A 23,888-nucleotide genomic window follows, 5' to 3' on the forward strand; every position below is an offset into this window, starting at 1 on the left:
TATTCATGCGTTTATTTTAGACAAGAATCATCTTCTTCCACAGAAATTACAAAAAGGATAGTGCGTAAGTCCTATATAAATAACTTCCCAATTAAAAAATCTCATGATCGTAAATGGTTATGAGGTTTTTTAATTTTTGGAAGGAAAAAATTAAACCAAAACTAATCGCAGTACTGCCGCAGAGAGCATGCTAATCACCACGGTAGGCAGTAAGGAAAATTTAGATGCTGCAATTAAGGTAATTATCATGGCAAGCAAATCTGCTGGATTGTCTTTAACAAAATAAGGTGCAATCACGGAAATCAGCACGCAGCCGGGTACAACCTCCATAATTTGGCGCTGTTTATTGGTCAAAGTCCTATTTTTTAGCAGGATGTAACCCAATATACGGGTGAGGTACGTCGTTGCTGCAATAAAGGCAATCGCAATCACCGTGCTTGAATGGATCATGCGTCATCTCCAATCAAAAAGAATGCTGAAATAATCCCACTGACGGCACCAATCGGTACATACCAACCCGATGGTAAGTATAAATAGGCCAATGCAGCTGCAATTAGACTCACCAGCCAAGGTCGCGCTGCTTTAAAGCCTTTCCACATGCCACGTAATAAAACTAGAAATACTGCGGGAAATGCCATATCAAAGCCGAAACGTTGTACATCTCCTAGAATCGGTCCAATGACCGCGCCTAAAGTGGTAAAACCAATCCACATTAAATATAAGGCACAGCATAATCCTGCATAGAACATCATGCTAAAGGCGCGTGGATCGTTAAACAGACGTTGCTTCTTTTGTGCATCTGCCAAACCGACAGCCCAGCTTTCATCACACATAAAAAATAAGGCACTGTACACAGTCTTGTTGGGGAGGTGACACAAATAGGGTGCAAGATTTGCACCCATCAGTAAATGTCGGCTATTCACCAAAAACGTGATGAACATCAACATGAGGATGTTCGGTGGATTGGTCCAGACTTCTAAAATGGCAAACTCTGAACCACCGGCAAAATTTAAACCGGTAAGTAGCGGCACTTCTAAACTAGAAAAACCTTTTTGTGTCGCTTGTGTGCCCAGTACCAGTGCAAATGGAATAATGCCAAGCAGCATTGGAATTGATGTTTTGAGCCCACGTTTAAACTCGATTGCATTGTCTGAAACTTGAGTATCGGTCGTGGTATTTCTAAACATCAACATGACGTTTTCCAAAGATTAAAAAGCTAGAACAGTATTTTATGTATAAAACCGTGAAATTTGGCGTTTAATTAAGTAATGAAAGCTGATAAAAAGCAATAAAATTGCTAAATTGGTTTTAAATATGAAATAAAGTGCTGAATTGATGGATCAAATTGATAAGCGTATCTTGCAAGAACTGCAACGTAATGGAAAGTTGCAAAATAATGAATTGGCGCAATTGGTCGGATTGTCACCATCACCGTGTTTGCGCAGAGTGAAGCAGCTTGAGGAGGATGGTTATATTGAAAAATATGTAGCTTTACTAAATTCCTCAAAATTGAAATTAGGTTTAACTGTTTTTGCACGGATTTGGCTTAAAGGGCAAGATGTGATTACGGTCAATAGTTTTCTTGATGCCATTCAGGACATGTCTGAAGTGGTTGAATGTCAGCTCATGGCAGGGGATTGTGACTTTTTCTTAAGAATCGTGGTAGCAGATTTGGATGCCTATCGTAAATTTCAGGTGCATCGTTTGAATATGATTAAAAGCATCCAAAATGTGAAAACGGAAATTCCTTTGCAGACCGTTAAACAAACTACAGAGCTTCCGTTGGATTGAGTTTCAAGCGCGTAAAAATTAAGTCTTTGAGTCTTATTGCATTTTACAAAGTATTTGTATTTTTTGTGATATTAAATTTGAGCTCTTAATATTTTATCAAATGGTTAAAAAATAATTGAGTTTGCTTAGTAAAAATATTGAATAAACAAAATCTTATCTTTATGTTGGGTTGTGGTCGATTATTCGGTAGAAAGTTATGCATCTTTTATGAAAAAGTCATGTGCAAGCGTAAAACTATCGTGCTAAACTAAGAGAAATCGGGTGTGCTCCCGATTTTTTTATGCGGATTTGTTCCGCGCTGACAAGAATTTAGGTTTACAACATGCCCATTTCAGAGACATGGTTATTACCTGATGGTGTAGCTGATGTACTGCCAGAACAGGCGCAAGTGATTGAGTCTTTGCGTCGTAAAGCATTAGATTTCCTCGCATCTCGAGGTTATCAGTTGGTGTACACGCCATTCATTGAATACATCGAATCTCTATCTTCTCTTTCAGAATCGAATCAAGATTTAGACTTAGCCACTTTTAAAGTTATCGATCAGTTGTCTGGTCGTTTACTTGGTGTGCGTGCCGATATGACACCACAAGTGGCTCGTATTGATGCGCATGTACATCCTGTCGAAGGTGTAGCTCGTTATTGCTACGCTGGGACAGTGTTACATACTAAGCCTCAGGGATTTAATACCACACGTGCACCATTACAATTAGGTGCAGAACTTTTTGGTTCGGACAGCATTGATGCTGACGTTGAGTTGATCGATGTCATGATTAACTTGCTTCAAACAGCAGGTCATTCAGACGGTATCCATCTAGATTTAGGGCATGTCGGTTTATTCCGTAGCTTGGTTAAGCAAGCAGGTTTAAGTAAAGCGATTGAACGTCAGCTTTCTGACTTGTATCAACGTAAAGCTTTGCCTGAGTTGGCTGAATTCACACAAACGCTTCCATTCGGTCAAGATTTTTATACCTTAGGTCGTTTTGCAAGTGATTTAGATGCGTTACAAGCAAATTTAAGTGCTGAAGTTTTAAATAACGAAGCATTTAAACTTGCATTTGATGCAGTGAAATCGACACAAGCCGCAATTCAGGCGCGTTGGCCAGAACTACATATTGGTATCGATGTTGTAGAACTTCGTTCATACCATTATCACACTGGTTTAATGTATGCCGTTTATGCGCCAAACCGTGCTGCACCACTGGCTCAAGGTGGTCGCTATGATGGTATTGGTGAACATTTTGGTCGTGCACGTCCAGCAACAGGCTTCTCTTGTGACTTATATGCATTAACTGCGGGTCAAGTTCAGAGTGCTAAAGTTTTGGTTGCACCCAAAGGTATTGAAGCAGATTTATTAAATGCAATTGCATCAGCACGAAACGAAGGTTTCAGTGTGGTTCAATTGTTAGGTAATGATGATTTAAGCTCAGTTTCATCTGCAAGCCATCAATTGGTAAATGCAAATGGCGAGTGGACAATCAAACAAATTTAATCGCGTGATGTGTATCTCACACAAACGTTTTTCAATTTTAACAGCATGATGCAATGAGGCTATTATGGGCAAGAATGTTGTGGTACTTGGTACCCAATGGGGCGACGAAGGTAAAGGTAAGATCGTCGACCTGCTCACAGATCAAGCGGCTGCGGTAGTTCGTTATCAAGGCGGACACAACGCAGGTCATACACTTGTGGTTGGTGGTAAGAAAACTGTATTACACCTCATTCCATCTGGTATTTTACGTGAAAACGTACTTTGCTTAATTGGTAATGGTGTGGTTCTTTCACCAGAAGCGTTAATCAAAGAGATGGGTGTTCTTGAGAAAGAAGGCGTACCAGTTCGTGAGCGTCTACGTGTTTCTCCAAACTGTCCATTGATTCTTCCTCACCACATTGCACTTGACCAAGCGCGTGAAATCAAACGTGGTAATGCGAAAATTGGTACAACCGGTCGTGGTATCGGTCCAGCATACGAAGACAAAGTTGCACGTCGTGCAATCCGTGTTGCTGACCTTGTACGTGGTGGTGAACATCTTAAAGCTCAACTTGAAGAGCTGCTTGAATACCACAACTTCCAATTGACTCAATTCTTCGGTGTTGAAGCAGTTAAAGTTGAAGACGTTATTGCACTATGTGATGAATGGCGTAAAGTCATTGAACCTATGGTGATGGACGTTACTGGCGAACTTCACACTTACCGTAAAGCTGGTAAGAAAATTATGTTTGAAGGTGCGCAAGGTTCACTTCTTGACGTAGACCACGGTACATATCCGTATGTAACCTCTTCAAACACGACTGCTGGTGGCGTAAGCTCAGGTTCAGGTCTTGGTCCATTACACCTTGACTATGTATTGGGTATCACTAAAGCGTACACAACGCGTGTAGGTGCGGGTCCATTCCCAACTGAACTTGTTTACGATGCTGCTAACGATGTTGGCGATGCAATCGGTAAACACCTTGGTACTGTGGGTTCAGAATTTGGTGCGTCTACTGGTCGTCAACGTCGTTGTGGTTGGTTTGATGCTGAAATTCTTCGTCGTTCAGTAGAAGTGAACTCACTTTCAGGTATTTGCTTAACTAAACTAGACGTTTTAGACGGTTTAGAAGAAGTGAAAATCTGTGTAGGTTACGAAGCAGCTGATTCAGGTTGCGTCGGTTCTTCTGATGCGCTTGCATTTGAAACTTTAAAACCAATCTACGAAACAATGCCGGGTTGGTCTGAATCGACTTTTGGTGCGAAATCACTTGATCAATTGCCACAAGCAGCGATTAACTATATCAAACGTATTGAACAGTTAATTGAATGCCCAATTGATATCGTATCTACTGGTCCTGACCGTGAAGAAACGATAGTTCTACGTCATCCATTCGATGCTTAATCTGCATTTGAATAAATGATGTAAAAAGCCTCGCATTTGCGGGGCTTTTTCATAGCTATTATTAAAGAAAAAATAAAGAATAAACAAAATTGTTAAATTTAAACTCTGGATTAATAACAATTTTGAAAAATAAACCACAAAAATCTTGAGAACTGAGGATTTTTGTATATATTTGACGTTCTTTATGAATAACTAGAGATCATGATGAATTATAAAAAATCTTTGGCATGTGTTGCCGTCGTTGCTTCTTTATCGGGCTGTACCACCATTGCCGATTTTGCCGGCGCAGATTCTGCCTCATTAAATCTTCAAGCAACGCAATCTTATAATGCAATGTTGAAAGACGCACAAAGCAAACAAGTTCTAGACACCAAGTCAGCAACCTATAAAAAAGTAAACCGCGTATTCTGGAAAATGAAACCATTTGCAGATCAAATGAACCAAACAGGGCAAACATTTGATTGGAAAGTAGCGGTGATTAAATCCAAAGAAGTGAATGCTTATGTTGCACCGGGTGGCAAAGTAGTGTTCTACACAGGAATTGTGGAAACTTTAAAACTGACCGATGATGAAGTTGCAGCAATTATGGGGCATGAAATGGTGCATGCTTTAGAAGAGCATGCGAAAAACAAGATTGGTGCATCTGCGCTAACCAATTTAGCGGTGAGTATTGGCTCACAATACGTCGGCAATGCAGCAGGAGGTTATGGGGCAACCTTACTTGACTTGGGTAGCCAATTTGGTGTGGGCTTACCGTATTCACGTAATTTAGAAAGCCGTGCTGATAAAGGTGGTTTAGTCATGATGGCAAAGGCAGGTTATAACCCAGAAGCTGCGATTTCATTATGGAAAAAAATGAATGCCAATGACAGTAGTGGTAACGATGCTTTAAGCAAATTCATGTCAACGCATCCAAGTAATAATGACCGTATTGCGGCGATGCAAAAAATGATGCCAGAAGCACAGCAATATTATAAAAATGCGTCACCTTCGAGCGTACGTCGTTAATTATTCAGCATTTCAAGACTAAAGTTGCATTTTAGCTAGCTATACACCGTAGGTGGAGTTGCTAAAATGCAATCTTAAAATCGGAAGAGTCGTTGCAGGATGCAAAAAAATATTTCAACAACCATTTTCTATTCTTTATTGTTTGCAATGGGGGGAGCGCCGACAATTGCAATGATGATTATCCGTGTGCAAACCCAAGATCCTGCGATTATGTATCAAGCTTTGATTGGGTTGTCGGTGATTATTGCCTGTATTCTGGTGCCGCTTATCCTGATTCAAAATGCTTATCTATTTTTTAAACGCAAAGACGAACAATTAGAGCAAAAAATTAAGCCTATGCTAAATGTTTATCTTGGCTTGAATGTCATTTGTTTGGTGTATTGGTTGGCACTGCAGTTTTTGGTTTAATAAAGTTACATAAATACTATTATATATCTCTATATCTTCATTTTATGCGCTTATCCATAACAATATAATACCTGCATAATTCACTTATATTTTAATGATCTGGAGTAATTTTAGTGAAAAAAATAATATTAACGAGCTTGTGTATGGCAGGTGTGATCACTGTTTCGGGCTGTGCAACCTTTGCAGATATGGCGGGTGCAGATACTGCAACATTAAATGCACAAGCGACGCAAAGCTATAACCAAATGGTGACGGAAGCTCGTGCTAAAAACCAATTGGATACATCATCAAGTACCTATAAACGTATTAACTCAGTATTCTTAAAATTACGTCCGATTGCCAATCAGATGAATCAAACAGGTCAAACTTTCCAATGGCAGTTGGCTGTAATGAAATCTGATCAAGTCAATGCCTTTGTTGCTCCGGGTGGTAAGGTGGTGTTTTATACTGGCATTGTGAATAAACTGAACTTAACTGATGCAGAAATTGCAGCGGTGATGGGTCACGAAATGGTGCATGCACTTGAAGAGCATGCGAAAAGTAAACTAGGTGCTCAAGCACTGACTGACCTTGCGCTAAATATTGGTTTAAATGCCGCAGGGAATAACGTGGGACAATTGGGCGCAGCGGCAGCCCAATTAGGCAGTCAAATTGGTGTGGGCCTACCGTATTCACGCTCTTTAGAAAGTCGTGCCGACCAAGGTGGTTTAATGCTTATGGCACGTGCTGGTTATAACCCACAAGCAGCAATTACACTTTGGGAAAAAATGAACAAACTAGAAGGTTCTGGTGGAGCATCGTTCCTTTCAACACACCCATCTAACTCACAACGTATTGATGCAATGCGTAAAAACTTACCGGCAGCACAACAAATCTATAATCAACGTCGTTAATTCATATATGAAAGATGCAGGCTTCGGCCTGCTTTTTTATATCTGCTGTTTTAAATTTTCGAGATAGAACCAAGAAAGATAGCTACAGCATCTGCATCACATTTGAAAAAATAAAAAAGGCAAAGTAAAAACTTTGCCTTTTTTCGATGTAGACCTAAATGATCTTAGTGGTGGTGACCACCTACACCGTGTACATGACCATGTTCAAGTTCTTCAGCAGAAGCTTCACGGATTTCAACGATTTCAACTTCGAAAGTTAAATCTTGACCAGCAAGTGGGAAGTTCGCATCAACAACAACGTTGTCGCCTTCAACAGCTTTAACAGTTACGATTTGAACGCCGTCATCAGTTTGAGCTTGGAACTGCATACCAGCTTGGATGTTGTCCACGCCTTGGAACATTTGCGCAGGAACTTCTTGAACTAGGTCTGGGTTATATTCGCCATAACCTTCAGCAGCAGGAACATTTACAGTGAATTTTTCGCCAACTGTTTTACCTTCAAGCGCTTTTTCTAGACCTGGGATGATGTTACCAGCGCCGTGCAAATATGCTAGTGGCTCACCTTGAGATTGGTCGAGAGTTTCACCCTCTGCATTAGTCAATGTGTAGTGGAAAGAAACCACAGAGTTATTTGCAATAGCAGTCATGTTATTGATCCATTCAATTTTTTAAGGGTTACATCATAAAGTGAAATTGCATATTTGTAGACTAAATTTATCAAAAAAATGCAATTTTTAGATGTTTATGATGCTTTTTTCATTAATAGGGACGAATATTAAAATTTCAATGCAATTTTTCGTATAACAAAATTTTTGGCTGTCAGAAACCTTGTCTGTGCATAGCGGTAGGGCGTGTCTGATGCATAAAGCCGTTTATTGGCCTGCTATTATCAACAATCACGATATGATGTAACTTGAAGTCATTTGTATTATTTATTGAAATATCTATTTATTATAGTTTTACTGAGAGTAAAAAAGAAGATAGCACGAGTATGCCATGCCATCTTCTTTTTTATGCTTTGTAAGGCTGTCTTATAAGCTACGGAATTACATTATTGATCAAGGGGGTAGATTTTAAGCTCAGAGCTTTCACTGGAAAAAATACTAAATAAGCTTTTAATCCACAGAAGGAAACGTTCAAAAATATTGGCTTCCTCAATTTGAACATCATCTTCAATATCGAAGCTATTGATCAGTTGATTGTTTTGATACACCGTCACGGTTGCCAATTTCATCACTTTGGCCAAAGGTGCGGTCAGTTGTTTTTCATTCATTTCCACATTGAGTTGAGTCTGCGTCTCACGTAGAGGTTCAATGGCCTGAATTTGACCATTACCTGTATTCAACATAATCCGTTGCTGTGCTTGGTCAAATGCCTGTAAATCGATGGCATAGGCTTGATCGTATAATGACGTTGTAATCAGTTTCGGTTGTTGCGTTTCCACTTTAAACATTTTGAGCGTCGATTTAATCACGGGGAGTTCTGCAATCAGTTGACGATCCTTAATCGCCACTTCATTCCGTGTGTAGGTATAGGCTAAATTCATTAAACGATGTGCGACTTCAGCGCGTTTAAGTCCACTCTTTGAGCCCAATACCACCACAATTAAACGACGTTCAGGTGCATTTGGATTTGCAATCATACGATTGGCTGTTAATGCTAAATTATGTCCCGCAGCTTTGGTAAAACCAGTTTTTAAACCATCTACTGTAGGATCTTGTTTCAGTAAGATGTTCGTTGCGCGGTGAAAATGTTGGTTATAGCTAAAACTTTGTTGTTTTGAATAATATAAATAATCAGGTGTTTCAGTCACGAGCACTCGGCCTAAACGTGCAAGATCGGCAGCAGTAGAATAGTGCTCAGGCATGGTAATGCCGGCTGGATTTTGAAAGTGGGTGTCATTCATTCCCAAAGCTTTGGCTTCTTTATTCATACGCTCAACAAAGCGTGGAATATCACCCGAAATCCGTTCAGCCAAAGTAACCGCTGCATCATTGGCAGACATCACCACAAGGCCGGCAAGCAGATGATCTACAGAAATTTGTTCACCTTGCTTCAAGTACATTTGTGATTCATCCCATTGCACCAATTCTACGATAGGGGTGGCTGTGAGAATTTCATCCTTACGCAAATGTCCCGCTTTAATTTCCTTTAAGGCAATATAAGCCACCATCATTTTAGTTAGTGAAGCCGGCGCACGTTGAACATGGCTATTATGTTCAGCAATGACTTGTCCTGATTGAGGATCAAGGACAGTCCAAGCTTCTGCTTCAACGGTTTCAGGGACGATATTTAAGAGGGCTGCATTTGCGATCGTGGCGCACAAAAAACTGAGTGCCGCGATGAGGTAGATCACATGTTTCAATGAAGTTCCTTAACCAACCATTCCGTTGGCGGTAAAATGAAAATTTTAGGCATGCTATGCCTTTTTTTTTCGGCTGACTAGTCTTAATTGTAGACAATAGCGACAGTTCCGCATTGAGTTGTAAAAAATGTTAAGCTAATTGATAAGTTATCTTTCATTTATTTTATATCGCCCATTATGTTGCATTATCAAATCGAATTTGACGATTATCGTCAGCATTTAGTCCATGTGACTGCACGCTTCTTGGCTAACCCAACACAAGTCCTTTCTTTACCCTCTTGGATCCCGGGAAGTTATTTGATTCGTGAATTTTCGAAGCACATTGAAGCTGTTCGTGCCTATGATGAAGATGGTCGTTTGCTGCAAATTCAGAAATTTGAAAAAAACAAATGGCGTTTATTTAATACAGATCATGAGCTGATTACGGTTGAATATGACGTCTATGCCTATGACTTGTCTGTGCGTGGCGCTTATGTCGATCAAAACCGTTTATATGTCAATCCAGCCTGCGCATGTTTAGGTTTAGAAGGTCAGGAAGAAACAGCGATTGAAGTTGAAGTATTCTTACCACCTGAACTGAAACATTTCCAATTGGCGACAGGTTTACAGTCGAAGAGCTTGGTCAAAGGTCGTTTTACTTTATATGCAGACAACTATGCACAGCTAATTGATGCGCCGTTTGAGTTAGCAGATCAAACTCGTTTTAGCTTTAAGGTCAATGGTATCCCACATGAATTTGTGGTATCTGGTCAACATGCCATGAATGCTGAACGTATGCAGCAAGACATTGAAAAAATCTGTGCAACTGAAATCTCAATGTTCGGTTCAGCGCCATTTAAAGACTATACCTTTATGACTATGGCGACTGGAAATAGCTATGGTGGTTTGGAACATCCCAACAGTACGAGTCTGATTACGCCGCGTGATGACCTACCTAAAGCAGATGAGCCAGCTGAACCTTCGGCAGATTATCAACGCTTCTTGGGGCTCTGTAGCCATGAATATTTCCATTCATGGTTGGTGAAATTTATTCGCCCCGAAAACTTTGTTAATTATGATTTAAACAAGGAAGGCTATACGTCTTTACTGTGGATCTTTGAAGGTTTCACTTCGTACTATGATGATTTGATCTTGTTGCGTAGTGGCGTGATTAACCAAGAATCGTATATCAAATTATTAAAAGCACAGATTGATCGTTATTTGCAAAACCCAGGCCGTGAAATCCAAACGGTCGCGGAATCGAGTTTTGATGCATGGGTGAAATTCTACCGTCAGGATGAAAACTCCAATAATGCGGGCACGAGTTACTACAACAAAGGTTGTTTAGTGGCATTATGTTTGGACTTAGGCCTACGTTTACGCGGTTCAAGTCTAGATGCTTTAATGCGTAAGCTATATGAAAATGCGCAAAATGGTCAGCAGGTGCATGAGCGGACGATTTTTGAGTTATGTAATGCACTCACTGGTGATAACTGGCTTGAACAGATTAATCATTTGATCAATACCACAGATGAATTGCCGCTAGATCAGTTGTTCCCAGAGTTTGGTTTAAGCTACACCTTGAAAAATGATAAATCCTTACCATTTGGCTTAAAACTTATCGATAAACCAGAAGGTGTATTGGTACAGTCTGCGCGCCGTAATGGTTCAGGTGTTCTAGCTGGGTTGTCTGCCAACGATGTAATCATTGCGATTGATGGTCTAAAAGCGACTGTAAAATTGGCAGAAAAATATGCCAAGCAAGATGGAACATATACGGTCTATGCCTTCCGTCGTGATGAACTGATGACATTTGAAGTCAATGCATCGGGTTCGAATTTGACTGAAGTAGAGCTGAGAGTTGAAGATCAGGCCAAAGCAGAAAAGTGGTTGAAAACTTAATTTGCAAACCAGATTAATTTCATGTAAAACCCATACTTAAGTATGGGTTCTTACTTTTTAGAATTATATTTTATATGGTTTTTATGTGTAATAACGATGAAAGATTATTGAAAGAACTAATTCTTGATGATGACTTTATGAATTTACAGAGTTTTGTAAAAGAAGAAGTTAATTTAATGGATATCTTAAATATTTCACACCGAGAGCTACAACATTCAAATTTTTTAGCATGGCTATTTAATCCTCAGGAGACTCATGGATTAGGTGATTATGTTTTAAAAGAATTTATTAAAATTTACTTCAAGGAAAATGAGTATCAAAATTTAGGTGGCGATAGTGGGTTATCTGTATTTGATTTTATTGAACTTAATTTAGATGATTTAATTATTAAGAGAGAACATAAAAATATAGATTTATTGTTCCTGTCTAAAAATAATAAATTTTGTATGATAATTGAAAATAAAATTTACTCAAGCGAGGGAGAAGGGCAGTTAAAAAAATATAGAGAATATGTGGAGAGTGAATATAATAATTATAAACATAAAATTTATATTTATTTGTCACTATTGGATCAGGTTATAAGTGAACAAGAGCAAGAGTATTATGTGCAATTAAATTACTTACATATTATTAAGCTGTTGCATTTAATTTTAAATAATAAAAGTTTAAATGTTTCTGATAGAATTCATTTTGTCATTGAACAATATTTAATAACGTTGGAATCCATGTTAAATCAAAATGAAGAAATTGAAGAAATTGCACAAAGGCTTTATAAAAAATACAAAACAGCATTTGATTTAGTTTTTAAATATAAAACACGATCTATTAAGTTAGTAGTTGGTGAAATCTTACAGGACTTAATTGAAAACGAATCAAAAACTATAAGTTTTCAGAGTAGTAAAACATATATTCGGTTTAAACCTAGTTATTTTTTCGAAAATTCTCAATTATTAAAAGAGAAAAAATTATTGATTGATGATAATTTACAGGAAAACTGGGTTTATTTATTTGAGTTTAATATTAGAGATAATGTAGTTAATTTTGACTTAAAAATTGGTGATGGAGATAAGGAGTTAAGAAATAGACTTTATCACATTTATTCTAAATACGAATTTTTTAATAAAATTAAAATTAAAAGTTTTGCTTCTAAATGGCATTTAAGTTTTCAAAAAAATATTTTATCAAAAGAAGAGCTTAATGATTTTAAAGAACATGGAAATTATGATGAGCTTAAAAGAATTATTGAAAGTAGATTTTCAGACTTAATAAATAAAGATTTAGTAGCATATATAAATATCTTAAATCAAGAGACAATGGAACAAAATAAAACCCTCAATTGAGGGTTTTATTTTGTTAATAATATTTTAAATTTTTAACGACCATTACGTCCACGAGGTGCTTTAGTATTCGGGCGCGTTGTACCATTGGTACGGCGTTTCGGTTTCTCGCTTTCATCCATCTGCCAAATACGCTTAGTGCCTGATTTTTTCACAGAGCCATCTTTGTTTTTACGCACCATTGGTTTACCACCTGTACCCCCCGGTTTTTTCACATAAGAACGTGAGCGGTAAGGTTCTTCAGCAGGTACGCTTTGGAAATCTGGATAAAGTAGTGGTTCAATTTCTTTGGTTTCACCCGGTTTAAGTCCCATTTGTACGATGTCAATGCCACCAATACGTGTACGAATTAAACGTAAGGTAGGGAAACCGACCGCAGAAGTCATACGACGCACTTGACGGTTGCGGCCTTCACAAATCTGAATTTCAACCCATGACGTTGGAATATTGGCACGGAAACGCACAGGAGGATCACGATCCCAAAGCCATTCTGGCTGAGGGATTTTGATCGCTTTTGCAGGCAGAGTCATCCCATCTTTCAGTTCAACCCCTTTACGAAGTTGCTCTAATGCTTCTTCGGTAACATCGCCGTCGAGTTGCACGACATAGGTTTTAAACTTTTTATTGGCAGGATTGGTGATGTATTGGTTTAAGCCACCATGATCGGTCAAAAACACCAGACCTTCAGAGTCCATGTCTAAACGGCCAGCAATACGAAGCGTAGGATCATCGACAAAGTCAGAGATCGTCATGTGTGCTTCGTCTTTACGGAATTGGGAGAGCACGTCAAATGGTTTATTTAAGATGACGATTTTCATAGTAAATAACTTCTGTAAATAACAATAATTTAAATTGGTGAAGATTTATTCAATGGAGAAATGCAGTTATTTTCCATCTAAATCTCAAATAAGGGGGATTTGCATTAGAGTATTATGCGTGAAGACCAGTTAAAAGTGTTATCTATCGACATTTATTTTTTCATTTTATTCACTTCTCAGGGAGAACCACGGTTATGGGTTATCAGAAGATTGTCGTTCCAGTGGATGGAGCAAAGATTCGCGTAAATTCAGATTTATCACTCAATGTCCCGAATAACCCGATTATTCCATTTATTGAAGGTGATGGAATTGGGGTGGATATTACCCCTGTGATGAAAAATGTAGTCAATGCAGCGGTACAAAAAGCTTATGGTGGTAAACGTGCAATAGAGTGGATGGAAGTCTATTGCGGGGAAAAAGCCAATAAAATCTATGGCACCTATATGCCGGAAGAGACTTTTGAAGCTTTACGCGATTATGTGATCTCCATTAAAGGGCCATTAACCACACCGGTCGGTGGTGGTATTCGCTCACTCAACGTAGCACTGCGTCAAGAACTCGACTTATATGTATGTGTGCGCCCAGTGCGTTGGTTTAAAGGTGTACCTTCACCTGTGCAGCATCCTGAACGTACCGATATGGTGATCTTTCGGGAAAATTCAGAAGATATTTACGCGGGGATTGAGTGGCAAGCTGACTCACCTGAAGCGAAAAAAATTATTAAATTCCTCAAAGAAGAAATGGGTGTCACCAAAATCCGTTTTGAAGAGCATTGTGGAATTGGCATTAAACCTGTGTCGAAAGAAGGTTCACAGCGGTTGGTGCGTAAAGCTATTCAATTTGCAATTGATAATGATAAGCCGAATGTCACTTTGGTGCATAAAGGCAATATCATGAAATATACCGAAGGTGCTTTTAAAGAATGGGGCTATGAAGTTGCATTGGAGCGTTTTGGTGGTGAATTGCTCGATGGTGGGCCGTGGGTAAAAATTAAAAACCCGAAAACTGGCAAAGATATTGTGATTAAAGATGTGATTGCAGATGCATTTTTACAGCAAATCCTTATGCGTCCTACGGATTATTCAGTTATAGCGACATTAAATCTGAATGGTGACTATATTTCAGATGCCTTAGCTGCTGAGGTCGGTGGTATCGGGATTGCACCGGGCGCCAATATTGGTGGTGCAGTGCAAGTCTATGAAGCAACGCATGGCACAGCACCGAAATATGCAGGGCAAGATAAAGTCAATCCGGGTTCGATTATTCTTTCTGCGGAGATGATGCTGCGTAATATGGGCTGGGTCGAAGCGGCAGATTTAATTATCAAGGGGATTTCAGCTGCGATTGAAGCGAAAACGGTCACCTATGACTTTGAGCGTTTGATGCAAGGTGCAAAATTATTGCGCTGTTCTGAGTTTGGACAAGCCATTATTGAACATATGGATTAAAGCTGTAATTACCTACGAAGAGACTCTCTAAAAGGACTGATTATTATCGGTCCTTTTTTATGTTCAGACCTAAAAATGAGCCATGAACAAACATTGCTCGTGTTACTAAACGTATAAAAGCGCATCAATCGAGTGAATTTTCGTAATTACAAAAAAGCATGTGGATTGATTTGCAAATCATTATTGCAGCTAGGTTTTACAATGAAGTATTTCGAAACATTTCACGACTTGGATCTTAGCTGAATAGGGGTAAATTGATTAATGTTCTTCAGTATAAATATCTGATGATACCTTAAGTTGGTAATGGAGAAATGCAATGACTCGTAAGCAACAGCAACAGAATCAACAGTCGGATCAACAGCGTCAACAAAATGAGCAACAGCAACAGCAACAGCAACAGCAACAAGAGAATCAACAACAGCAGAAGAGACAAAAACAGCAACCACATCAAAGAGATCAGCGACAGCAGCATTGATGTCAGAATTGCACATGAAATATCGTGCATATCAACCTAAATTCATTGTTTAAATGATATTTTATTGTTGAGTAGACAAGAAGGAGAATAATTTGTCTAAAAAGAAATCTCTTAAAAAGGAAATTAAAGCGAGGTTAAATAAAATTTCAAAACATAGTTCTGTTTTGAAAAAATTAAAGAAGCGACTGAAAAAGTTGTAGCCCTAAACATATTTGAATGAGAAAAACCTGCGTGTGCAGGCTTTTCTATCATGGTTAGATTTTTTATTGAGCTTGCGATGATGGTGTGGCCTGTTCCTGACGCGTAAACCAAAATAATTGTATTGTCCCTATCAACAATACTGTCGCGGCCAAGATAAATTGTTGTGAATAATTTGCGCCTATGCTTTGTAAAAAGCTAAAACTGAGTCCACCAACCAGTTGCACCGTTGCAAAACATAAAGTGGCGATACTCCAAAGTTTTTTATACGCTGAACCATAGATTTGCAAAATGCTATACGAGGTGAGAAACACCACAGCCGGATTTAATAATCCCGTTAAGAATGAGGAAATAAATGTAAACAGTGGACTAAAATTGAATATGGCAACAAAAATTGCTATTACATATACGCTGTATAAGATTTTTAAGGTGGTGATATTGCCGAACTTTTGTGCCAATGTGTATGCACTAAAAGCCCCTAAAGCACTGCCTACACCATATAAAATCCAGTTGGAATTAATCCCGAAAGGTGAAAGTTGTAAGGTGTGACTGAGATAATCAATCCAAAATAGGGAATGGGGCACATAGGCAAAAGCGCTGGCACTATATACCACCAATAAACAATAAAAGATGCCACCGAGCTTTTGCTCATTGCTTGCGATTGGCGCTTGAGCAGTAAAATGTTGCTTAAATTCTTTTAAAAGCAGACTGAGGATGATGCAAATGACGGTCGCAAAGGAAAAAAGAATTAACCACGCGTATTGTGTAGAAATTTGTTTGATGTAGGGCAAAAACAAGGTAGCCATTAATACCCCTAAGCCAATCCCACTAAAACCAACAAAGTTAATTTTAAAACGGTCTTGTAATTGACAGCACTGTGCAACAACACTCGGCGATAAAATCATTAATAAACCGCCACTAATACCAGAAATAATTCGCCAAATTACATACCAAAATTCGGGTAATCCGCCCCATGCACAACTGGCCAAACTCAGAGTGCCGGCAATGGCGGAAATTTGAATATAGGATGCCATGGATTTATTTTGTGGCAGTTTCATCGCCCAAAATGCACCAATTAAATAGCCCAATAGATTGGCACTGCCCAATAAACTGGCAAAGCTCGGACTCCAACCAAATGCTTCACGCGTTGAAGGAAGTAAAGCAGTATAGGAAAAGCGCAGTATGCCGATGCCGAGGCACATGCTCAGACAGAGAAAAAGGCTGAGTTTAATTTTGCTTGAGAACATCCTGTACTCATCATTTTTATCATTGGTTAAAAAATAACATAAATAAGCGATTGAATATTTAACAGTGCTGAAGTTTTGAACTAAAGTCTATAGGGAATTAATGCAATTTATTGTTTTAAAGATTTATAAAATTTTGACCTGAAAATATGACAAGCGCGTGCTCATTTGATTCATGCAATATTCAAAAATAGATGGTGATCAAAATAAAAAACCGCACAGTTGTGCGGTTTTTTGAATTGGAATTACTTAACGCATTTTAGACAAGAAACGACCTAAACGTGTTAGTGCTTCACGCAGTTCATTTTCAGCAGGTAGGAAAACTACACGGAAATGATCAGGTGTTGGCCAGTTAAAGCCTGTACCTTGAACCAAAAGCACTTTTTCAGCACGCAAGAAATCAAGCATAAATTTCTCATCATCTTCGATTGGATATACTTCAGGGTCCAGTTTAGGGAAGCAATACATTGCGCCTTCAGGTTTTACACATGACACACCCGGAATATCATTCAGCATTTCCCAAGCGATATTGCGTTGTTCATATAAACGGCCACCCGGACGGATTAAGTCATTAATTGACTGATAACCGCCTAATGCTGTTTGAATGGCATATTGCGCTTGATGGTTAGCACATAGACGCATAGACGCCAACATGTCTAAACCTTCAATGTAGTCTAGTGCGCGTGATTTATCACCGGTAATCGCCATCCAGCCTGAACGATAACCTGCAATACGGTAAGCTTTAGACAAACCATTGAATGAGATACACAATTGATCGCCCGCTAAAGCAGCAACCGCAACATGTTCAATACCGTCATAAACGATCTTATCGTAAATTTCATCGGCAAATAAAATTAGGTCATATTTTTTCGCAAGGGCAACAATTTGCTCAAGCACATGACGTGGATACACCGCACCTGTTGGGTTATTCGGGTTAATCACTACGATACCACGGGTATTTGGCGTGATTTTACTTTCCATATCTGCAATGTCTGGATACCAGAAATTTTCTTCATCGCATTTATAGTGGATTGCTGTACCGCCAGACAAATTCACAGCCGCAGTCCAAAGCGGATAGTCCGGCATAGGTACCAGCATTTCATCGCCATCGTCGAGTAAACCTTGCATGGCCATCACGATGAGTTCAGAAACACCATTACCGACATACACGTCATTGACGTGCATATTTAGAATGCCTTTTTGTTGGTAATACTGACAAATTGCTTTACGTGCAGGGAAAATACCTTTTGAGTCGGTATAACCTACGGCATTAGGGAGGTTTAAAGCCACATCATTAATAATTTCTTGTGGCGCTTCAAAGCCGAATGGAGCGGGGTTACCGATATTTAGTTTAATAATTTTATGACCGGCTTCTTCCATTTCATTGGCCGCTCGTAACACTGGTCCGCGAATGTCGTAGCATACATGCTCGAGCTTAGACGATTTTTTAATTTCGCGAGGCGTTGTGTTACCTAAAACGGACATATTTCCATCCAATTAAATGTTGATCTTAAAAAAAATATAGATTACTGAAAACTCACAATCTATGTTGAAATTTAGCTAGATATTTTTCATGCTCTAGCGTAAATATGGATGTACTGAAGCATGACACTGAATGTCAAAGATTTAAAGGAGTTAATGATGGGAAAACTCAATAAAACAGACCGAGAATGGCAAAGAGAGTTATCACCAGACGAGTTCCGTATTACGCGTCAGAAGGGGACAGAACCCGCTTTCACTGGAAAGTATTGGAATACTAAGCAGACTGGAACCTATGTTTGCCGCTGCTGTGGGGAGCCACTTTTTTCTTCGGAAACAAAATACGAGAGTGGTTGTGGTTGGCCAAGTTTTTATAAACCTATTGAACCTACAGCAGTTGAAGAGAACCTAGATACAACATACGGTATGGTCAGAACAGAAATTGTTTGCCATCATTGTGATGCACATTTAGGCCATGTTTTTCCAGATGGACCACAGCCGACAGGATTGCGTTATTGCATTAATTCGGCATCTTTAGAATTAAAAACACAAGAAAAAAATGATGAGGAAACTTATCCATGACGACTATTCACCAGTTTGAAGCAGAATTACTGGACGGGACAAATAAATCTTTTGCGGATTATCAAGGCAAGGTTTTATTAATTGTAAATACGGCCAGTAAGTGTGGTTTTACCCCACAGTTTGCGGGGCTTGAAAAAATTTATGAACAATACAAAGCGCAAGGTTTGGAAGTTTTAGGATTTCCATGCAATCAATTTGGTGAACAAGATCCGGGTTCAAATGAACAAATCGGTACATTTTGTCAAAAGAACTATGGTGTATCTTTTCCGATGTTTGCCAAAGTTAATGTAAAAGGTCCTGAAGCACACGTAATCTTTCGCTTTTTGACCAACAACAGTAAAGGGATTCTAGGTAGTGGCATTAAATGGAATTTCACTAAATTTCTGATAGGAAAAAATGGTCAAGTGATTAACCGTTATGCACCGACCACAAAACCAGAAACGTTAACGGAAGATATTGAAAAAGCATTAGCGCAATAAATATTAGATTGTTGGGTTTTATAAAATAAAGGCGCTTTGGCGCCTTTATTTTTAGCTAGGGTTTATACTATAGCTGATTACTTAAATCTTCAGTACACCAAAGACCTTAAAGAATGGAGTTTTACAGGTATTTTTACGTGCTGATATTTTTAGAATTTAGCTATAATACAGAGATTTTTAGAGTGGTTGTATGTTGGCTGTATTTGGAAATAAAAGTTTGTGTGCCTTATTGTTCATTTCGCTATGTGGTCATATCGCGCCAACTTGGGCTGCAACAGCACAGATCGTTCAACATAATGTAATTAATAGCATAGCGGCTGAATCTACTGACCCTCGGGTGGAAGAGCTACTTAAAATATTGAAAACGCCAGTAGCAGAATATCAACCTACACGGGTTTCTGATGTCATCAACCCAAAAACTAAAATAAAAAATTATGAGGTGTCGTGGGTAAATGCGCCGCAGTATGTGCTGAACGCTCAGGACATGAAAGGCTATCAGCATCCTGTGAAAATAGAACTTACCGTAATTGCGGCAACAGGATATATCGGGGCGTCCCGAATTGTGCAAAGCTCGGGTTCAAAATCAGCAGATCAAAAAATTCAAAAGGCGCTACAAGTTGCGCGGCTTGATCCGATCCCACTGGTAGATAAAAATTTAACTTACGCTGTAATTCAGAGCTTTGATGTAAAAAATCCACTGTAAACAGTGGATTTTTTTGTATTTAAATTGAAGGAAAATTAAAGCACTGCTTTTAAACGGCGGATCACTTCTTCACATTGTGCAATATCTGCAACCAAAGCAAGACGGACATGATTTTCACCAGGATTCCCTTGTTCCGTATCACGTGATAAATAACGACCCGGTAAAACTTTGACATGGGCTTTTTCCATCAGCATTTTGGCAAAACTTTCATCATTATCAATTTTTAACCAATAGTAGAAACCTGCATCAGGTTTTTTAAACGGCAGCAAGTGACCTAATTCACGTTGGAATAAGTCAAACTTGGCACGATATTGCACGCGGTTTTCTTCAACATGCGCTTCATCATCCCAAGCAGCAATAGAGGCCAATTGGTGTTGAACAGGCATTGCAGCTCCGTGATAAGTACGGTATTGCAAATAAGGTTTCAACAATGCCGCATCACCCGCGACAAAACCAGAACGCATCCCCGGCAGGTTTGAACGTTTAGACAATGAGTGGAACACCACACAATTTTTATAATCATCACGGCCGATTTCAGCACAGACTTCAAGTAAGCCAACAGGTGCTTCATCAAACCAAAGTTCGGAATAGCATTCATCTGAAGCAATGACAAAACCATATTGGTCAGAAAGTGCAATCAGTTTTTTAAACTGTTCTTTGGATAGGACTGCACCTGTGGGATTGCCCGGGGTACAGACAAATAATAGTGCCGTTTTTTCCCAAACTTCGGCAGGGACAGTATCGAAATCCCCGAGGTAATTATTTTCTTCGGTACAATTGATGAAATATGGTTTTGCGCCTGCAAGCAGCGTGGCACCTTCATAAATTTGATAAAACGGATTAGGCATCACCACATAAGGCGCATCTTCTCGATTAATTAACGCTTGGACAAAAGAGAAAATCGCTTCACGGGTTCCTGACACAGGCAAAATATTGCTGTCTGCACTGATGTGATTCAATTTAAAACGACGTGTGAGCCAATTTGCAATACTGGTACGCAGTTCAGGTAAACCTTTGCTATTCGGATAGGTGGAGAGGTGTTGGAAGTTGTCAATAATTGCCTGTTTTACAAATGCTGGTGCTGGATGCTTCGGTTCACCAATCGAAAGTGGAATTAAAGGCAAATTTGCGGGTTGAACATCCTGAAAAAGTTTATTCAGTTTTTCGAACGGATAAGGGTGCAATAATGACAAACTGGAGTTCATGGAATATACCGATCAATTTAAATTAATGATGACTTGAAACCTGATTCGAGGCTTCATCTAACGCCAACTTGAGCTGTGCTGCAAAAGTTGCGGCTTCAGTACCACTCATCGGCGAGCCATCTTTTTTAGTCACAAAGAATATATCTTCAGCACGTTCACCTAATGTTGCAATTTTGGCCGAGTGAATATCTAAACCCTGCATCATAAATAATCCACCCACTTTGGCGAGTAAGCCGGGATGGTCAAGCGTGGCAATTTCTACCATATTTTGCTGTAAAGCAGCATTGAGCGAAATTGTCACAGTATTTTCAATGTCAAAATGGCGAAGTTGGCGCGGAATGCGGCGTTGCATCAGGCCTGGGTATTTATCGGACTGACTCAGGGCTTTCTTCAATGCTTCGATAACCGTCTGCTCACGCTCAGGATCTGTGAGTAATGTGCCAAAGCGGTCAAGTACTACATAGGTATCTAAACTGAAAGCCGTCGATGCAGTAATAATACGTGCATCCTGAACATCAAGGTTCATTCGGTCTAAAATCGCCACAGTCGTTGCAAATAAGTTAGGCTGATCTTGGGTATAAATAAAGATTTGTACCGCATCTTGCGCAAACTTACGATGTGCACGCATTAGTACGAGCGGTTCGGCATTATTACCATGTTGTAAAATGGCACGGGTATGCCATGCAATTTCATCTGCGGATTCTTTAATAAAATATTCGTCGCCGAGTTCTTGCCAAACCGTTTCAACGTCATATAAAGAGAAATCATTAACCAATAATTCGCTGGCAGCGAACTTGGTGTCTTCAATCAGCATTTGATAATCGACTGGTCTGTCTAAACCCGAACGAATTACATCACGTGCTTGAGTGTAGAGCTGACGCATTAATGAGGCACGCCAAGTGTTCCAGAGCGTTGGGTTGGTGGCATTGATGTCAGCGACAGTGAGAGTGTACAGATAGTCGAGATGCTCCATGTCGCCCATTTTTTCTGCGAACACTTTCACCACATCTGGGTCAGAAATATCTTTTTTCTGGGCTGTGACTGACATGAGAAGGTGATTTTGAATTAGCCATGCAACTAAATTACATTCACGTTCGGTAAAACCATGTGCACGACAAAATTCAATTGCATCTTTCGCACCCAGTTCACTATGGTCGCCGCCACGACCTTTGGCAATGTCATGGAAAATAGCCGCAAGATACACGATGTCACGACGGGTTAAACGTTGGAACACAGAACTGACTACAGGGAAGTCTTTGGCAAATTCAGGTTCTTTAAAACGATTTAAATTACGCAGTAAAAGCAGGGTATGTGCATCGACGGTGTAGATATGAAACAAGTCATATTGCATCAAGCCCATGATTTGACCAAAGGCAGGAATGTAATTGCCCAAGACGCCATAGCGTTTCATCGTGACCATGGTGTCGTACAAACGGTACGGTGAACGAATAATCGCCATGAACAGTGCTTGATGAATCGGGTTGTTGCGGTAGCTTTGATCGATACGTTTTGCGGCTAAAGTTAATAGACGCAGGGTTCGTGCCCGAATCCCTTCAATTTCAGGGCGATTGGCCAATAAATAGAAAATTTCGAGGATAGCACTTGGATTTTCAGAGAAAACTTTATGATGTTGAACAGCTAATTTGCCATCGACCAATTTGAAGTTGGCATTAATTTCTTCAATTTTTCGTTCATAGTCGGGCAAACGTGGCGCAATGACAGATTCATTGAAGTAGGCCAATAACATTTCGTTTAAGGTCGAAACTTGCTGCGCGCTACGGTAGTAGCGTTTCATGAATTGTTCGATTGGATAATTCGGTGATCTACCTTCTTCACGCTGGTAGCCAAACATTGCGGCGATATCACGTTGATAGTCGAATAATAAGCGGTTTTCATCGCGCTTGGTCAAACGATGTAAATAATGACGAATTTCCCACAAGAAACTTTCGGTTTCTTCGAGCACACCAAGTTCAAACTCAGAAATAAAGCCTAAGTGAACCAAATCGTAAATACGGTTGACGCGGAAATGCCGTTTGGCAATCCAGCCAATTTGGTTGATGTCACGAATGCCACCCGGTGCATTTTTAATATCGGGTTCTAAATTGCTTTCGGTATTATTATGCTGTGCATGGCGTTTTGCCTGCTCTTGCATTTTGGCATCAAAGAAGGTTTTATCTGTCCAAGTCTGCGACACGATACGGCGCGGCCATTTGGCTAAATGGGTATTCCCGACAATTAAACGCGCTTCAATCAAGGCAGTAGCTACAGTTAAATCATTGGTGGCTTGATGCACACAATCATTAATCGTGCGCACACTGATGCCCGGTTTAAAGTTACCAACATCCCACAGTGAAGAAATAAAGGTTGAAATCAGTTTTTCTTGTTCAGGACTGATTTCATCTTCTGACAAAATCATGATATCGACATCGGAATAGGGCAACATTTCACGACGGCCATAACCGCCAACGGCAAATAAGCCGAGGTCAGTACTGTCGAGTTCAGCATGCGCCCATAAAAACTTTAATGCCTCATCAATTAAGTTTGAACGTGCCAGAATTACTTCACGGATCGACTGTCCATTTTCAAAACATTCTTGAAGCTGATTTTCAACATCAGTTCGCCATTGGTTAATGGCCTGAATATCGTGGTTACTTTTAATGTAATTCAGCAGAGGATGCGTATTGATCATAAACAGTTGTCC

22 protein-coding genes are annotated in these 23,888 nt (G+C 39.5%); 13 read left to right on the top strand and 9 right to left on the bottom strand.

All coding sequences use genetic code 11. The features are described 5' to 3' along the window. Nucleotides 1–150 precede the first annotated feature (150 nt). Both ACN6OV_RS00370 and ACN6OV_RS00375 read right to left on the bottom strand, forming a co-directional pair. Nucleotides 151–450, bottom strand: coding sequence for an AzlD family protein (locus ACN6OV_RS00370; RefSeq protein ID WP_427948683.1), 300 nt, complete (start codon nt 448–450; stop codon nt 151–153). Next, a complete protein-coding gene (locus ACN6OV_RS00375) occupies nt 447–1,193 on the bottom strand; it encodes an AzlC family ABC transporter permease (protein ID WP_427948684.1) in 747 nt (248 codons plus the stop codon). The genes ACN6OV_RS00370 and ACN6OV_RS00375 overlap by 4 nt, the downstream gene beginning before the upstream one ends. A 142-nt stretch (nt 1,194–1,335) precedes the next feature. Between ACN6OV_RS00375 and ACN6OV_RS00380 the strand changes: the two genes are divergently transcribed. The 6 genes from ACN6OV_RS00380 to ACN6OV_RS00405 all read left to right on the top strand — a co-directional run bounded on the left by ACN6OV_RS00380 (nt 1,336) and on the right by ACN6OV_RS00405 (nt 6,973). Next, on the top strand, nt 1,336–1,791 hold the full coding sequence (locus ACN6OV_RS00380) for an Lrp/AsnC family transcriptional regulator (RefSeq protein WP_427948686.1): 456 nt from the start codon (nt 1,336–1,338) through the stop codon (nt 1,789–1,791). 322 nt (nt 1,792–2,113) lie between these two features. Continuing rightward, nucleotides 2,114–3,280 carry an ATP phosphoribosyltransferase regulatory subunit gene (locus tag ACN6OV_RS00385; protein WP_427948688.1) on the top strand — a complete coding sequence of 389 codons (1,167 nt, stop codon included), beginning with the start codon at nt 2,114–2,116 and terminating at the stop codon, nt 3,278–3,280. A 64-nt stretch (nt 3,281–3,344) separates the two neighbouring features. Further along, on the top strand, nt 3,345–4,664 hold the full coding sequence (locus ACN6OV_RS00390) for an adenylosuccinate synthase (protein ID WP_427948689.1): 1,320 nt from the start codon (nt 3,345–3,347) through the stop codon (nt 4,662–4,664). A gap of 204 nt (nt 4,665–4,868) precedes the next feature. Next, nucleotides 4,869–5,672 carry a M48 family metallopeptidase gene (locus tag ACN6OV_RS00395; protein ID WP_427948735.1) on the top strand — a complete coding sequence of 268 codons (804 nt, stop codon included), beginning with the start codon at nt 4,869–4,871 and terminating at the stop codon, nt 5,670–5,672. Between the two features lie 99 nt (nt 5,673–5,771). Further along, complete coding sequence (locus tag ACN6OV_RS00400; RefSeq protein ID WP_427948690.1) at nt 5,772–6,080, top strand: hypothetical protein; 309 nt, start codon at nt 5,772–5,774, stop codon at nt 6,078–6,080. 143 nt (nt 6,081–6,223) lie between these two features. Next, entirely contained in the window at nt 6,224–6,973 is a 750-nt protein-coding gene (locus tag ACN6OV_RS00405) for a M48 family metallopeptidase (protein WP_427948692.1), read from the top strand. 164 nt (nt 6,974–7,137) lie between these two features. On the opposite strand, the gene ACN6OV_RS00410 is transcribed toward ACN6OV_RS00405, so the two are convergent. Then, entirely contained in the window at nt 7,138–7,620 is a 483-nt protein-coding gene (locus tag ACN6OV_RS00410; protein WP_086178040.1) for an FKBP-type peptidyl-prolyl cis-trans isomerase, read from the bottom strand. A gap of 404 nt (nt 7,621–8,024) precedes the next feature. After that, nucleotides 8,025–9,338, bottom strand: a complete 1,314-nt coding sequence (locus ACN6OV_RS00415; protein ID WP_427948694.1) for a D-alanyl-D-alanine carboxypeptidase PBP6B — start codon at nt 9,336–9,338, stop codon at nt 8,025–8,027. A 177-nt stretch (nt 9,339–9,515) separates the two neighbouring features. Between ACN6OV_RS00415 and ACN6OV_RS00420 the strand changes: the two genes are divergently transcribed. Both ACN6OV_RS00420 and ACN6OV_RS00425 read left to right on the top strand, forming a co-directional pair. Beyond that, nucleotides 9,516–11,219 carry a M61 family metallopeptidase gene (locus ACN6OV_RS00420; RefSeq protein ID WP_427948695.1) on the top strand — a complete coding sequence of 568 codons (1,704 nt, stop codon included), beginning with the start codon at nt 9,516–9,518 and terminating at the stop codon, nt 11,217–11,219. 83 nt (nt 11,220–11,302) lie between these two features. Further along, nucleotides 11,303–12,559 (top strand): PD-(D/E)XK nuclease family protein, encoded by a 1,257-nt coding sequence (locus ACN6OV_RS00425; protein WP_427948696.1) that lies wholly within the window; start codon nt 11,303–11,305, stop codon nt 12,557–12,559. A gap of 32 nt (nt 12,560–12,591) precedes the next feature. On the opposite strand, the gene ACN6OV_RS00430 is transcribed toward ACN6OV_RS00425, so the two are convergent. Further along, a complete protein-coding gene (locus ACN6OV_RS00430; RefSeq protein WP_427948698.1) occupies nt 12,592–13,374 on the bottom strand; it encodes a pseudouridine synthase in 783 nt (260 codons plus the stop codon). A 194-nt stretch (nt 13,375–13,568) separates the two neighbouring features. Between ACN6OV_RS00430 and icd the strand changes: the two genes are divergently transcribed. Together icd and ACN6OV_RS00440 are read left to right on the top strand one after the other, a co-directional pair. Next, the gene (icd, locus tag ACN6OV_RS00435) at nt 13,569–14,822 is read left to right on the top strand and encodes an NADP-dependent isocitrate dehydrogenase (RefSeq protein ID WP_427948700.1); all 1,254 of its coding nucleotides are present in this window, start codon (nt 13,569–13,571) and stop codon (nt 14,820–14,822) included. Nucleotides 14,823–15,138: 316 nt separating this feature from the next. Further along, the gene (locus tag ACN6OV_RS00440; protein WP_427948702.1) at nt 15,139–15,297 is read left to right on the top strand and encodes a hypothetical protein; all 159 of its coding nucleotides are present in this window, start codon (nt 15,139–15,141) and stop codon (nt 15,295–15,297) included. A gap of 263 nt (nt 15,298–15,560) precedes the next feature. On the opposite strand, the gene ACN6OV_RS00445 is transcribed toward ACN6OV_RS00440, so the two are convergent. Both ACN6OV_RS00445 and ACN6OV_RS00450 read right to left on the bottom strand, forming a co-directional pair. Continuing rightward, on the bottom strand, nt 15,561–16,742 hold the full coding sequence (locus ACN6OV_RS00445) for a YbfB/YjiJ family MFS transporter (protein WP_427948704.1): 1,182 nt from the start codon (nt 16,740–16,742) through the stop codon (nt 15,561–15,563). Nucleotides 16,743–16,988: 246 nt separating this feature from the next. After that, nucleotides 16,989–18,224, bottom strand: coding sequence for a pyridoxal phosphate-dependent aminotransferase (locus tag ACN6OV_RS00450; protein WP_427948706.1), 1,236 nt, complete (start codon nt 18,222–18,224; stop codon nt 16,989–16,991). A 156-nt stretch (nt 18,225–18,380) separates the two neighbouring features. Here ACN6OV_RS00450 and msrB point away from each other — a divergent pair, with 156 nt between their 5' ends. The 3 genes from msrB (at nt 18,381) to ACN6OV_RS00465 (ending at nt 19,982) form a co-directional block, all read left to right on the top strand. Then, nucleotides 18,381–18,800, top strand: a complete 420-nt coding sequence (gene msrB / locus ACN6OV_RS00455; protein ID WP_427948737.1) for a peptide-methionine (R)-S-oxide reductase MsrB — start codon at nt 18,381–18,383, stop codon at nt 18,798–18,800. Beyond that, nucleotides 18,797–19,279: a glutathione peroxidase gene (locus tag ACN6OV_RS00460; RefSeq protein WP_427948708.1), complete on the top strand. Its 483-nt coding sequence runs from the start codon at nt 18,797–18,799 to the stop codon at nt 19,277–19,279. Before msrB ends, ACN6OV_RS00460 begins: the two co-directional genes overlap by 4 nt. A gap of 190 nt (nt 19,280–19,469) precedes the next feature. After that, nucleotides 19,470–19,982: a TonB C-terminal domain-containing protein gene (locus tag ACN6OV_RS00465; protein WP_427948709.1), complete on the top strand. Its 513-nt coding sequence runs from the start codon at nt 19,470–19,472 to the stop codon at nt 19,980–19,982. Nucleotides 19,983–20,017: 35 nt separating this feature from the next. Here the strand turns inward: ACN6OV_RS00465 and dapC are convergent, their stop codons facing one another. Together dapC and glnD are read right to left on the bottom strand one after the other, a co-directional pair. Beyond that, entirely contained in the window at nt 20,018–21,187 is a 1,170-nt protein-coding gene (gene dapC / locus ACN6OV_RS00470) for a succinyldiaminopimelate transaminase (protein WP_427948711.1), read from the bottom strand. A 22-nt stretch (nt 21,188–21,209) separates the two neighbouring features. Further along, the gene (gene glnD, locus ACN6OV_RS00475; protein WP_427948713.1) at nt 21,210–23,876 is read right to left on the bottom strand and encodes a [protein-PII] uridylyltransferase; all 2,667 of its coding nucleotides are present in this window, start codon (nt 23,874–23,876) and stop codon (nt 21,210–21,212) included. Nucleotides 23,877–23,888: the final 12 nt, after the last annotated feature.

Origin of the sequence: Acinetobacter sp., assembly GCF_050285345.1 — a bacterium.
Classification (GTDB): domain Bacteria; phylum Pseudomonadota; class Gammaproteobacteria; order Pseudomonadales; family Moraxellaceae; genus Acinetobacter.